We start from the raw sequence: 11,711 nt of genomic DNA, 5'->3' as shown, positions 1-11,711 counted from the left end.
CGGCCTCCGGCAGTGCGGCGGCATGCGCTTCGCGCGGCGGCGTGACGTGCCGACTTCATGCGGCGAACATCGCGAACAGGACCAGCAGGACACTCACCGCCACGGTCAGTCGGGTGCGAAGCCCGCGATACCAGGCCGGCAGGGTCGCGGCGACCGGCGGGGTGGCTTCCCACGCGCGCAGCAGCACAAAGCCGCCGAGCAGCAGCCATGCGGCGCCCTGCGACGGCAACAGCAGGGCGGCCCAGCCAAGCAACGCGGGCAGCACGCTGATCGCGAGCCGCATGATGCGCAGCGAGCCCGAGGCCAGCGCGGTTCCCCAGTGCACGGCGCCGACGAACGACAGGATGACCGCGCCGTAGGCGATGAACTGCTGCGCGAAATAGGCTTGTTGTCCGGCGCCGCCCAGCAGGCCACCGAGCAGAGCGGCGACGAAAGGGACCAGGCCGGCATAGCCCAGCCAGTGGGCGGCTTTCGACACGCCGCCGGAGAGCCGCGGATGCGCCAGCAGTTCCGACGGCCCGCCGATGAAGCGGCCGTCGAGAAAAACCTGCGGCAGGGTCCGATGGCCGGTCCATTCCTCCAGCACGTGGAAACGGTCGCGCGCCGCGCGATCGCCCATCGCCAGCGTGACGATCCGGTAGTCGATGCCGAGTTCGTCGAGCCGCGCAACCACCTCGTGCACGTCGGTGAGGCGCGACGCGAACACCACGACCGGAGCACTGTTCGCGTCCTTGCGCAGCGTGTCGAGGTGATCGGTGCCGCTCATTGATCCTGGGGCTCGCATTCCGGCCGACGGTGACAAGGGTGATAATAGCGGATCGTGACTCCTGATGAATCACCGGGTGGGCGAACCGCATGACGAAGCAGTCCGGCAGACAAGGTATCCGGCCTCACGGCCAGGCGCTGCGCGACGCCGTGCGCTGGCTGTCCGAGATCGGCCGGCACGACGCGGCGGCCGTGGAGGACGCATGCCGGCGTTTCGACCTGTCGCCGCTCGACGAGGCTTTCCTGCTCGAGGAGACGCGCCGGCTCGGCAACGCGCAGAACGCGCAGGACGCGGACGGATCTGCGGAGAAAGAGACTTGAGCACCTGGTCGCTGTTCGAGCGTTATCCACGGCTGGCTGAAAGCCTCGTCGCATTGCCGCTGGGCGAATGGCCGACCGCGGTGCAGGCCGCGCATCCGGCGGAGTTGCCCGGTGCGTGTGCCGGCCTGTGGGTGAAGCGCGACGATCGCTGCGCCACGCCCTACGGCGGCAACAAGGTGCGCAAACTGGAGTTCCTGCTGGCGGATGCGCTGCAGAAAGGCCACGACAGCGTGTTCACTTTCGGCTGCGCCGGGTCCAATCACGCGCTCGCGACAGCCATCTACGCAGGCCGTGCAGGCTTGCACGCCCGACTGCTGCTGACGCCGCAAAGCAATTCCTCGTTCGTCGCGCGCAACCTGCTGATGGGGCGCTGGGCAGGCGCGCAGCAGGTGCACTGCGCCACGGAGGCACAGGCCCGGCGCACCGCGCGGGCGCTCGAACTGCAGGGCCGTGGCGACCGTCCGGCGCCGCTGCGGATCCCCGGCGGCGGCTCTTCGCCGCTCGGCACCGTCGGGTTCGTCAACGCGGGTCTCGAGCTGGCGGCGCAGGTTCACGCGGGGCGACTGCCGGAGCCGGACGCGCTCTATGTCGCACTCGGAACGATGGGCACCGCCGCGGGCCTGGCGCTGGGGCTGGCCGCCGGTGGATTACGCACCCGCCTGGTCCTCGTGCGGGTGGTGCGCGCGGATATCGCCAGTCCGCGCCGCTTCCGTGCGCTTTATCACGGTGCGGCGCGCCTGCTGCATGCGCGCGATCCCCGTTTTCCGCTCGCCCCGCTGGAGAGTTCACGAATCGAGGTGCGGCACGAATTCATCGGGCCGGGTTATGCGCGCTTCACGCCCGAGGGCATGAACGCGCTCGCCGTGGCGCGCCAGGCCCTCGATCTCGGGCTGGAAGGCACCTACACCGGCAAGGCTTTTGCGGCGCTGCTCGCGGACCTCAAGAGCGGTCGCCTCACGGGACGGCACGCGCTGTTCTGGAATACCTACAACGGCCATGCGGTGCCCGACGATGCCCTGGCCCTCGATTACCGCGAACTGCCCGCCGGCTTCCATCGCTACTTCGAACAGCCGGTGCAGCCGCTCGACCCGCAATACGTCCCGGCGCGCGACTGAGCGCCGGATCGGCTGCTGCATTCAGAATGCGGCGAAGCTGTCGAGGCCGCGCAGCAACAGATCCCAGCGAGCCTCGATGGCCTCGCGCGCAGCCACCGCGGGCAGGCCGCTGATCAGGGCCGCACGCTTGAACACCCAGCCGACCGCATCATGCGGTCCGAGGCTCATGAAAAAGCCGAGCTGCCGCACGTCCCACGGCTCCGGCGAACGCCCTTCGGCCACGCGCGCGACCGTGTCGGCGACGTGGCGACCCTTGCGCACGGCCGTCTGCGCGGTCGCCGCATCGAAAGGCACATCTTTCCAGCGCGCGCAATCGCCGGCGGCATAGATCCCCGCCAGCGGCCGGCTCCCATGCAACACGCGCCCGGCCGAATCGGCTTCGATGCGCTCGACCTTCGGCCCCGTGCAGAGCAGCACTCCGCCGGCCGGCTCCGACAGGGACGACCCATCCGCGCTCATGCGAATGCGCCCGCGGCCGAACGACTCGTAGCGCGTTCCCATGCGGATATCGATGTCGAGGCCGTCCAGTCGTTCGAAGACGGCTTTTCGCAGCCCTTCCGGCTCGGCTGCCATGATCGTGTCGGCGGCCTCGACCAGGCCCAGGGGTGCGCCTTGCGGGCGGACGGCCGCGAGCTCGAAGAGACATTGCAGCCCGCTGGCGCCGGCGCCCACGACCCAGGCGCGCTCCTCCGTGCCGGCGAGGCGCTTGAAGGCGTTGACCCCGGGACCGGTGGTCAGCGACTCGAGCGGCACCGGCGGCGGACGCGCACGCGACGGGCGGCTCCGGACACCGGGCAACCCGGTGGTGACGACCAGGGCGTCGAAGGCCAGCTTGCGGCGTCCCACGGGCAGCTCGCCGCGTCGCGACCACTCCTCGAGGCGGGCCGGGGTCCAGTCCACCTGCGCAATGTGGTGACGGAATTCCCAGCGCCGCGCGATCGGCGCGAAGTCCGCCCGCAGGTCCGACAGGGGCTTGCGCAACGTCTCGTGCAGCAGCGTGCGACGCAGGTGCCAGCGGGCGGGATCGACCAGGTGTCGATCCGCATCCGGCAGCACCCGCGCCAGCCGTGCCAGGCAGGCCAGCCCTGCGTATCCGCCGCCGAGCACGACGATCCTCATGCGGACGCCCGTCGGCCGCGGAACTGCCAGCGTGCCAGCACCACGCCCCCGAGAATCAGGCCGAGTGCCGCGAAGGCGCGGCCGGGCAGGCGTTCACCCAGGGCCAGCGATCCGAGCACCACCGCCCACACAGGGATCAGGTAATTGATGAGGGACAGGAAGGTCGGACCGGCCCGCGCCACCAGGCTGAAATAGACCACGGTCGCCAGCCCCGTGGACAGCGCGCCCAGCGCGAGCAGGGCCAGCGTCGGCACGACGGCGACCGGCGAGTGCACGACGCCGGCGGACCCGTCGCGCAGCCCGGCAAGCAGCAGGAAGCCACCGACGACGATCCCCGCGATGGACAACACTGCGCCGGCGGTGACGACGGGATGCAGCACCGGACCGCGGCGCGCGATGACCGCCGCCACGCCATAGCAGAGCGCAGCGCCCAGCACGGCGAGTTGTGCCGCGAACGAAGCCTCGCGTCCGACCATTGCGGCGGCGGCCTCCGGCCCCGTCAGCACGACGACCCCGATGAAACCCAGCGCGAAACCCGCCAGGCGTCGCGGCGTCAGGCGTTCCCCGGCCACCAGGAAATGGGCCAGCAACAGGACGACCAGCGGCATCACCGCCATGAGGATGCCGGTGAGACCTGACGGGATCGACCGCTGGCCCCAGGCGATGAGAAAGAACGGCAGCGCGTTGCCGAGCAGCGCCATGACGAGGAAGAACAGCCACACGCGCAGCGACCGCGGCGGCCGTCGCCGCGTGAGGACGAACAGCAGCAACAGCACACCGGCGCCGATCAACAGGCGCCCTGCCGTCACCGTCACCGGCGTGAAGCTGTCGAGCGCGAGGCGCACCAGCAGGAAGGAACTGCCCCACAAGGCCACGAGCGTGACGAGCAGGCCCCATTCGGCCGGGCCCTGGCGCAGCACGCCATGCACGGGAGACTGCGGCACGGCAGACGGCGATGCCGGTCCCGCCGCAGGGTCCGCAGGCTTGTGTCCCGACATCATCGACATCGTGGCGATCAGTTCTGCCCCGGCGGTTCGTTCCGGCCGGCGCCGCCGCCTTCAGGCGGTGGCGAGAGGTCCGCGGCGGCGCGCCTTTCGCGTTCGCGCTCGGCTTGCTCCCGCTCGCTCTGCTTGCGGCGGATCTCGTCGATCATCAGCGACAACCATTCGTTCAAGTTCATCTTCTCCGTGCCAGGAACAACGGCGCCGCCGCCAGCCCCGCGACAAAGCCCCCGAGGTGCGCCCGGAACGCCACGCCGCCCTCGCCGTCGGGCGCCCACAGCGATGACAGCAGCTGGATCGCGAACCACAGCCCGAGCACCCAAAGCGCCGGCAACCTCACCACCGTCAGCATAAAGCCCAACGGCACCAGTACGCGCACCTGTGTGCGCGGGAACAGCAAGAGATAGGCACCGAGCACGCCCGAGATCGCCCCGGAAGCACCGATCATCGGTGCCAGCGTCTCGGGTGCCGGCAAGGCCTGGGCCAGTGCCGCCACCACGCCGCAGGCCAGGTAGAAGCACCCGTACCTGGCGCGTCCCATGCGGTCCTCGATGCTGGGTCCGAATACCCAAAGGTAGAGCATGTTACCCGCGAGGTGGAGCCAGCCGCCATGGAGGAACATGGAGGTGATCACGGTCGCCGCGGGCGGGACGACGGCGATGTCCTGCGGCATCGCCAGGTGGCCGAGCAACACGGCCGGAATCACGCCGAAGGTAAAGATGGCGCGGTTGAAGCCGGCCTCGTCGAGCGACACCTGCCAGAGGAACACCACGGCGATGGCCGCCAGGAGGGCCCAGGTCACGAGCGGCGTGGACGCGACCCGGTGCTCGGCCCGCAACGGAATCATGGACGCCGGGAACCCGGTTGAACGGGCCGGCCTCTCAGGACAGGCCTTCCGGATACCTGGCGAGGCCGAGGCGCAATGCACGCGCCTTGAGTTCACGGATCGTCTGCTTGACGAGCTGGCGCACCGGACCCTGCCACGCATCGATCGCACGAAGCTTCGCCCGCAGCACGTCGAGATCCTGCAACTCGCCCAGCACGTCGGCGAGCTTCTTCAGCATGGCGCGCTCCTGCTTGTCGAGCGGCATCCCGCAAAGCTCCCTCTGGTAGAGCTCGCGCTTCACGACCTTGCGGAAATCATGGAAGCGCGGCAATACCGGGTGCTCCAGGACGCGCCGGAATGCCCGGGCGGTTTTCGCCCAGGCGTCTGCGAGACCGGCACCGATCGTCCCCTCGTCCATGAGCGCGAAATCCAGCCCGTCGACGTCCGCGCGGATCACGCGGAGGGTATCCACCACGCCCTCCGCCAGCGGCCGCGGCAGTCCGGCGGCGGCATTCGCCCGGCGATCCTCCGCCAGCGCTTCGGACAGCGCATCCAGCGCCTCGAGATGGCGCGCGTCCGCTCTGGAACGCAGCCGCAGGAGTGTCTCGGCCATGGCATCCGCATCGCGCAGATGCGCCAGCCGGCGGGCAGCCTCGGCACAGCGCTTTTCCAGGTGACGCGTCGGCAAGGCATCGCTGCTGAGCCGCAGCAGGGCCCGCACCCGCTTCAGTTCCTTGCGCACCTCGTGCACCACCCGCCCACCCGGCAACGCCGGATCCTCCAGGCGCGACACGCATGCCGCGAGCCTGGCGGAGATCGTCGCCCCGATGCCTTCGGGTGTCGGGGCCTCGTCTGCAACCGGCGTCAGAAAGCCGGCCCGGGACGACCTTTCGGTGCTCATTCCTGCTCCAGTGCATGCCTGGGGACGCCGACTTTAGCACGCGCGACCGCTTTATTTGCGGTCGCGCCGCGACCGTCCCATGATGTACAAATACAGGATATTCGACCCGGGAGAACTGAACGATGCGGGGACTTGGCAGATCGGTGGCGGGCCCGGCACTGCTGGCCGCAACAGCCCTGGCCCTGTGGACCTCGCCTGCCATGGCGGACGGCGTGTTGCAGTTCCTCGAGCCCCGGCTGAACCTCGTCGAAGGTGAAACCGGACAGGTCACGGTGATCCGCAGCGGCAGCGCGACCGGCGACGTCACGGTCGTGCTGAACGTCAGCCTCGGCGGCACGGCCCGGCTCGGCGAGGATTTCACCGTCGAACTGCCCCTCGGAGTCGTCCGGATCGCCGATGGCGAGTTCTCCGGTCATGCCGAAATCGATGCACTGCAGAACGACGCCGCGGACGGTACCCGCTATGCGGTGTTCACCCTGGCGAACCCTGCCGGCGCGACACTAGGCCGGGGCAGCAGCCAGTTGCTGCAGATCGAGGACGACGAGTCCGCCGATGCGTTGCTGGCCATTCCGGGCGACGCGGTGCGCCGTGTGACGGAGGGCAATGAGCTGCCCATCGAAGTGACCCGCAGCGGACTCCCGGATACCGCCGTGTCGGCCACCCTGCTGGGCGTTCCCGATACCGCGGCCGTCGGCATCGATTACAGCGACTTGACGCTCGACATCGAATTTCCCGCCGGTGAGACCCTGCGCGAGGCGACGCTCGCCACGCTCTCCAGCATTGCGGCGCGGCCACCGCGCACGCTCAGCCTGCTGCTTGCCAGCCCGACGCCCGAGGACAGCGCGGCATTCGACGGCCGCGGGCCACTGGTCGTGATCGAGCCGCCGGGCGACACCCATGCCGGCGAGTTCTCTCTGTTCGCGGACGCGCTCGAGGTCGGTGAAAGCGACGGCAGCATTGGCTTCACCGTGGACCGCAATCGCGGCAGCAGCGGCGAAGCGGCCGTCAGCTGGGTCACGGTCGAACTGGCCGACGACGGCGCAGCGGTGGCCGACGTCGACTTCGTCGCCGCCACGGGCCGGCTGGTTTTCGCCCCGGGCGAGACGCGCCAGACTTTCCAGGTCCAGCTGATCGACGATGAAGAGGTGCGCACGGACCGTCGGCGTTTCGCCGTCGCGCTGGCGGACCCCTCGCCGCTCGCCGGACTCGACCCCGAGTCGCGCAGCGTGACGATCACGGTGCGCGAGGACGACGGCGAACCCAGCGAATCGTGCCAGGGTTTCTGCGAATGCTTCATCGCGACCGCCGCCTGGGGCAGCTGGATGGATCCGCATGTCGGCAGCCTGCGGCAGTTCCGCGACGACGTCCTGATGCCGCACGCCGCGGGACGCGAGTTCGTCGCTTTCTACTACCGCCACTCGCCCCCGATCGCCGCAGTCATCAGCCGCCACGACAGCCTGCGCGCACTCACCCGTGCGGGCCTGGCGCCCGTGGTCTTCGCCATCGAACGACCCGTCGCCGCGAGCCTCGGGACGCTTGGTATGTTCCTGCTGCTGATGAATCTGCGCGCACGGAGCCGCCGAAGGAATTCCCCATGAAGAAAAACGTTCTCATCACCGGCACGTCGTCGGGACTCGGTAGAAGCACCGCGCTGATGCTGGCCGCCAAGGGCTGGCAGGTGTTCGCCGGCGTGCGCAAGGAAGCCGATGGCGACTCACTGGTCAAGGAAGCCGATGGGACGGTGGTGCCGTTGCTGCTGGACGTTGCCGAGCAGGACACCGTAGACGCCGCCGCGGCGCATTTGAACGAAGCCACGGGCGGGGAACTCCACGGGCTCATCAACAACGCCGGCATTTACCTGGGGGGTCCGCTCGAGTTGATGAGCAACGACGAGATCGCGCGGACCTTTGCCGTCAACGTGACCGGTTTGCTGTCGGTGACCCGCGCGTGCCTGCCCCTGCTGCGCGCTGCCGAGGGACGAATCATCAACATCGGCTCGATTTCCGGGCTGGTCGCCATGCCCGGCGTGAGCGTCTATGCCGGGTCGAAGCATGCCGTGGAAGCCATCACGGACTCGTTGCGCATCGAGCTGCAGCCCTTCGGCGTGAAGGTCGTCGTGATCGAGCCGGGCGGCATCAAGACGCCGATCTGGCAAAAAGGCGCGCAACGGGATGCCGAACGTCCGGAAGATCCGCACACGGCCCGGCTGCTGGAGATCTACGCCCCTCTGGTGAAGCTGCTGGAAAAGCTCAATGCCAGGCCGGGCGGCCTGCCGCCCGAGGATGTGGCCGGGGTCGTCATCGATGCGCTCGAAACGCCGCGGCCGAAGAACCGCTACCTGGTCGGCAAGGACGCGAAGTCGATCGCCCTGCTCGGCCGGCTGCCCGACCTGCTGCGGGACAAGCTGATCTCGTCCAAGGTCTGGGGCTAGCTAGCGGCCGAAGAATGCGCCGAGGCGGCTCTCTTCCATCGCGCCGGAGAGCTTTTCCATGAAGCGCCGGGGCCGGCGCCATTCCACCTTCCACGCATCGGCGTCGTCGATGAGCCGGGCCAGCCAGTCGTCGCTGGTGCTGAGCTCATCGACCAGCCCCAGCTCGAGCGCCCGGCTGCCGTACCAGTGCTCTCCGGTGGCGACCCGCTCCATGTCGAGGTCCGGTCGGTACCTGGCGACCATTTCCTGGAACAGCGTGTGGACGTCCTCGAGTTCTTCGCGCAGCTTCTCGCGATCCTCTTCGGTGACTTCGCCGACCATGCTGACGGTGCGCTTGTAGCGCCCTGCCTTGACCTGCTCGACGGTGACGCCGCGATCGTCGAGGAGGCGACGGATATTCGGGATCTGCGCCAGTACGCCGATCGAGCCGACGATGGCAAACGGCGCGGCGACGATCCGGTCGGCCACGCAGGCCATGAGATATCCGCCGCTCGCGGCCACCTTGTCGACCGCCACCGTCAACGGAATCTCCCGCTCGCGAATGCGTACCAGCTGGGATGCGGCCAGGCCGTGATCGTGCACCAGCCCGCCGGCGTTCTCCAGGCGCACCAGCACCTCGTCGCCCTTCTCGGCCACCGCCAGCACGGCGCTGACCTCCTCGCGCAGGGATGCGGTCGCGGTGGCGCGCATGTCGCCATGAAAGTCGATCACGAACACCCGCTTGCGGCGTTCTTCCCGCGCGGCCTTTTCTTCGCGGCGACGCTGCTTCGCCAGCTGCTTGCGCCCGGCCTTGGGCAACAGCTTGCCGCGCAGGCTGTCCGCTGCGCGGCGCAGGCGCGAATTCAGGCTGGTGACCCTGAGCTCCTCGGTTTCCCGGTTCCGGCGCGAAAGATTGACCAGGGCGCCCGCCACGAACGTCACCGCGGCAACGAGCGTCAGGGTCTTGGTGAGAAACAGGACGTAATCGAGCAGGACGTCGATCATGAGCGGCAGCCGTGCGGACGAATCATGTTCCCAGACCGACGTTGTTGTGTTCGAAAACGCGGTCGGCGCGATAGCTGGAACGGACCAGCGGGCCGGACACGACCTCGAGAAAACCCATCTCCAGCCCGATCCGCCGGTATTCGGCGAATTCTTCGGGCGTGACGTAACGCTCGACGGGCAGGTGATTGGGCGTCGGGCGCAGGTACTGGCCGAAGGTGACGATGTCGACTTGCCGGGCGCGCAGTTCGGCCAGCGTCTCGCGTATCTCCTCGTCGGTCTCGCCGAGCCCCACCATCAGGCTCGTCTTCGTGAGCACTTCGGGACGATGGCGCTTGGCATGTTCCAGCACGTCGAGCGTCTGTTCGTAGCCCGCCCGCGGGTCGCGCACCGGGTGAGTCAGGCGCCGCACCGTCTCCAGGTTCTGCGCATAGACCTCCAGCCCGGACTCGACCACCGCCTCGATGGCGCGCAGGTCGCCGCAGAAATCCGGCGTCAGCGCCTCGACCGCGGTGTCCGGATTCAGCGCCTTGATGGCGCGCACGCAGGCCGCGTAATGCGCGGCGCCGCCATCCGGCAGGTCGTCGCGATCGACGCTGGTGATGACCACGTAACGCAAGCCCATCAACTGGACCGAGCGCGCCGCGTTGGCCGGTTCCTCCGCATCCAGCCAGCCGCGCGGATTACCGGTGTCCACGGCGCAGAACTGGCAGGCGCGGGTGCACACGGCGCCCATGATCATCAGCGTCGCGGTGCCGTTGTTCCAGCACTCGCCGATATTGGGGCAGATCGATTCCTCGCACACCGTCGCCAGGCGATGCTCGCGTACGTTCTGCCGGACCCGGGAGTATCCTTCGCCGCTCGGCATCTTGGCGCGCAACCACGGCGGCTTGCGGCCCAGCGGCGCCGCAACCGCGCGGTCGTTCTGCTTCACGCCGTTCTTGATCGCCGCCACACCCTGTTGGTGACGAAACTTGGCGCCGCTCTTCACCGGGGGCGGCTGCATGATCGGGATGCCCTTGAAATTCGTGTCCATCGAGTAATTCTCTCATGTCCCCCATAGCGCCGTAACCTGCGAAAGCCGGGACCTTGATAATGCGAACGATTCGCATTAAATTGGTCCTCCTGTCTACGCCAACACCGGAATTCACCATGCTGCCCACCCGACCTAAGCTCACCCCCGCACGATTCGCCTTCACCCTGGCATCGCTTGCGCTCCTCGCAGCCTGCGGCCGCTCGCCCGACCCGGGGACTGAGGAGAATGCCGCGGCCGCCACCGAGGCGGAGTCACAGGTCATCAACATCTATTCGGCCCGCCACTACCAGAGCGACGAGCAGCTCTACCAGGCGTTCACGGACGCCACGGGAATCGAAGTGCGACGGATCGAAGGCACGGACGACGCCCTGATCCAGCGCATCCTGCAGGAAGGCGAGGCCACGCCGGCGGACCTCCTGTTCACGGTGGACGCGGGGCGCCTGTGGCGCGCCGAGCAGGCCGGCCTCTTCCAGCCCGTGGAATCGGCGGTGCTCACGGAACGGATACCCGCGCAGTTGCGTCACCCCGACGGCCTCTGGTTCGGCTTTTCCTCGCGCGCGAGGATCATTTTCTATGACGCCGAGCGGATCGAGGCCGGCGCGATCACGCGTTACGAGGACCTGGCCGACCCCCGTTGGGCCGGCGAAATCTGCATCCGTACGGGCGGCAACATCTACAACCTTTCACTGATGGCCTCGATGATCGAAGCGCACGGACTGGAAGAGGCCGAAGCCTGGGCGCGGGGCGTGGTCGCCAATTTCGCGCGCGACCCGCAGGGTGGCGATACCGACCAGATCCGCGCCGTCGCTGCCGGCGAGTGCGGCATCGCCGTCGCCAACACCTACTATTTCGCCCGCCTGATGAAGTCCGACGACCCGAACGACCGCGCGGTGGTCGAACGCCTGGGCTGGGTGTTCCCCAACCAGGACGGGCGCGGCACGCATGTGAACATCTCCGGCGCGGGCGTGGTGGCCAAAGCCGACAACGCAGAAGAAGCGGTCGCCTTCCTCGAATTCCTCGCCTCGAGCGAAGCCCAGACGCTGTTCGCCAGGGGCAACAACGAATATCCGGTCGTCCCGGGCGCCGCGCTCGACAACCCGGCCCTGGAATCGATGGGCACGTTCAAGGCGGACCCCGTGGATGCCTCGCTCTATGGCATCCACCAGGCCGAGGCGCAGAAGGCGCTCGACCGGGCCGGCTGGAAGTAAGCCGACG

Annotated in this window: 13 protein-coding genes; 5 read left to right on the top strand and 8 right to left on the bottom strand. The window is 68.6% G+C overall.

Annotated features, from left to right (window positions below; genetic code table 11):
- Nucleotides 1–55 precede the first annotated feature (55 nt).
- Nucleotides 56–766: a DUF3429 family protein gene (locus tag G6032_RS01710; protein ID WP_165280408.1), complete on the bottom strand. Its 711-nt coding sequence runs from the start codon at nucleotides 764–766 to the stop codon at nucleotides 56–58.
- Nucleotides 767–855: 89 nt separating this feature from the next.
- Between G6032_RS01710 and G6032_RS01705 the strand changes: the two genes are divergently transcribed.
- Both G6032_RS01705 and G6032_RS01700 read left to right on the top strand, forming a co-directional pair.
- On the top strand, nucleotides 856–1,086 hold the full coding sequence (locus tag G6032_RS01705) for a hypothetical protein (protein WP_165280407.1): 231 nt from the start codon (nucleotides 856–858) through the stop codon (nucleotides 1,084–1,086).
- On the top strand, nucleotides 1,083–2,201 hold the full coding sequence (locus G6032_RS01700) for a pyridoxal-phosphate dependent enzyme (protein ID WP_165280406.1): 1,119 nt from the start codon (nucleotides 1,083–1,085) through the stop codon (nucleotides 2,199–2,201). Before G6032_RS01705 ends, G6032_RS01700 begins: the two co-directional genes overlap by 4 nt.
- Nucleotides 2,202–2,222: 21 nt before the next feature.
- Here the strand turns inward: G6032_RS01700 and G6032_RS01695 are convergent, their stop codons facing one another.
- The 5 genes from G6032_RS01695 to G6032_RS01675 are packed head-to-tail and all read right to left on the bottom strand — an operon-like array spanning nucleotide 2,223 to nucleotide 6,048.
- Nucleotides 2,223–3,320 carry an FAD-dependent oxidoreductase gene (locus G6032_RS01695; RefSeq protein ID WP_165280405.1) on the bottom strand — a complete coding sequence of 366 codons (1,098 nt, stop codon included), beginning with the start codon at nucleotides 3,318–3,320 and terminating at the stop codon, nucleotides 2,223–2,225.
- Nucleotides 3,317–4,318 (bottom strand): DMT family transporter, encoded by a 1,002-nt coding sequence (locus G6032_RS01690; protein ID WP_165280404.1) that lies wholly within the window; start codon nucleotides 4,316–4,318, stop codon nucleotides 3,317–3,319. The genes G6032_RS01695 and G6032_RS01690 overlap by 4 nt, the downstream gene beginning before the upstream one ends.
- 17 nt (nucleotides 4,319–4,335) lie before the next feature.
- Nucleotides 4,336–4,494 (bottom strand): hypothetical protein, encoded by a 159-nt coding sequence (locus tag G6032_RS01685; protein WP_165280403.1) that lies wholly within the window; start codon nucleotides 4,492–4,494, stop codon nucleotides 4,336–4,338.
- Between the two features lie 2 nt (nucleotides 4,495–4,496).
- Nucleotides 4,497–5,168: a rhomboid family intramembrane serine protease gene (locus G6032_RS01680; RefSeq protein ID WP_165280402.1), complete on the bottom strand. Its 672-nt coding sequence runs from the start codon at nucleotides 5,166–5,168 to the stop codon at nucleotides 4,497–4,499.
- A gap of 34 nt (nucleotides 5,169–5,202) precedes the next feature.
- The gene (locus G6032_RS01675; protein ID WP_165280401.1) at nucleotides 5,203–6,048 is read right to left on the bottom strand and encodes a CHAD domain-containing protein; all 846 of its coding nucleotides are present in this window, start codon (nucleotides 6,046–6,048) and stop codon (nucleotides 5,203–5,205) included.
- A 122-nt stretch (nucleotides 6,049–6,170) separates the two neighbouring features.
- On the opposite strand from G6032_RS01675, the gene G6032_RS01670 reads away from it, so the two are divergent.
- Nucleotides 6,171–7,646 carry a CFI-box-CTERM domain-containing protein gene (locus G6032_RS01670; RefSeq protein ID WP_165280400.1) on the top strand — a complete coding sequence of 492 codons (1,476 nt, stop codon included), beginning with the start codon at nucleotides 6,171–6,173 and terminating at the stop codon, nucleotides 7,644–7,646.
- The gene (locus tag G6032_RS01665) at nucleotides 7,643–8,479 is read left to right on the top strand and encodes an SDR family oxidoreductase (protein WP_165280399.1); all 837 of its coding nucleotides are present in this window, start codon (nucleotides 7,643–7,645) and stop codon (nucleotides 8,477–8,479) included. Before G6032_RS01670 ends, G6032_RS01665 begins: the two co-directional genes overlap by 4 nt.
- On the opposite strand, the gene sohB is transcribed toward G6032_RS01665, so the two are convergent.
- Together sohB and lipA are read right to left on the bottom strand one after the other, a co-directional pair.
- The gene (gene sohB / locus G6032_RS01660) at nucleotides 8,480–9,463 is read right to left on the bottom strand and encodes a protease SohB (RefSeq protein ID WP_165280398.1); all 984 of its coding nucleotides are present in this window, start codon (nucleotides 9,461–9,463) and stop codon (nucleotides 8,480–8,482) included. It lies immediately after the preceding gene.
- Nucleotides 9,464–9,485: 22 nt separating this feature from the next.
- The gene (gene lipA / locus G6032_RS01655) at nucleotides 9,486–10,496 is read right to left on the bottom strand and encodes a lipoyl synthase (RefSeq protein ID WP_165280397.1); all 1,011 of its coding nucleotides are present in this window, start codon (nucleotides 10,494–10,496) and stop codon (nucleotides 9,486–9,488) included.
- 116 nt (nucleotides 10,497–10,612) lie between these two features.
- Between lipA and G6032_RS01650 the strand changes: the two genes are divergently transcribed.
- A complete protein-coding gene (locus G6032_RS01650) occupies nucleotides 10,613–11,704 on the top strand; it encodes a Fe(3+) ABC transporter substrate-binding protein (RefSeq protein WP_165280396.1) in 1,092 nt (363 codons plus the stop codon).
- Nucleotides 11,705–11,711 lie beyond the last annotated feature (7 nt).

Origin of the sequence: Wenzhouxiangella sp. XN24, from assembly GCF_011064545.1 — a bacterium.
Taxonomy (GTDB): domain Bacteria; phylum Pseudomonadota; class Gammaproteobacteria; order Steroidobacterales; family XN24; genus XN24.
This window is presented reverse-complemented; position numbering and strand designations above follow the sequence as displayed.

What these genes read in the sequence shown, in the direction of transcription:
- G6032_RS01710 (WP_165280408.1), bottom strand. Translation starts at nt 766, where the DNA reads ATGAGCGGCACCGATCACCTCGACACGCTGCGCAAGGACGCGAACAGT.
- G6032_RS01705 (WP_165280407.1), top strand. Translation starts at nt 856, where the DNA reads ATGACGAAGCAGTCCGGCAGACAAGGTATCCGGCCTCACGGCCAGGCG.
- G6032_RS01695 (WP_165280405.1), bottom strand. Translation starts at nt 3,320, where the DNA reads ATGAGGATCGTCGTGCTCGGCGGCGGATACGCAGGGCTGGCCTGCCTG.
- G6032_RS01690 (WP_165280404.1), bottom strand. Translation starts at nt 4,318, where the DNA reads ATGTCGGGACACAAGCCTGCGGACCCTGCGGCGGGACCGGCATCGCCG.
- G6032_RS01680 (WP_165280402.1), bottom strand. Translation starts at nt 5,168, where the DNA reads ATGATTCCGTTGCGGGCCGAGCACCGGGTCGCGTCCACGCCGCTCGTG.
- G6032_RS01675 (WP_165280401.1), bottom strand. Translation starts at nt 6,048, where the DNA reads ATGAGCACCGAAAGGTCGTCCCGGGCCGGCTTTCTGACGCCGGTTGCA.
- G6032_RS01670 (WP_165280400.1), top strand. Translation starts at nt 6,171, where the DNA reads ATGCGGGGACTTGGCAGATCGGTGGCGGGCCCGGCACTGCTGGCCGCA.
- G6032_RS01665 (WP_165280399.1), top strand. Translation starts at nt 7,643, where the DNA reads ATGAAGAAAAACGTTCTCATCACCGGCACGTCGTCGGGACTCGGTAGA.
- sohB (WP_165280398.1), bottom strand. Translation starts at nt 9,463, where the DNA reads ATGATCGACGTCCTGCTCGATTACGTCCTGTTTCTCACCAAGACCCTG.
- lipA (WP_165280397.1), bottom strand. Translation starts at nt 10,496, where the DNA reads ATGGACACGAATTTCAAGGGCATCCCGATCATGCAGCCGCCCCCGGTG.
- G6032_RS01650 (WP_165280396.1), top strand. Translation starts at nt 10,613, where the DNA reads ATGCTGCCCACCCGACCTAAGCTCACCCCCGCACGATTCGCCTTCACC.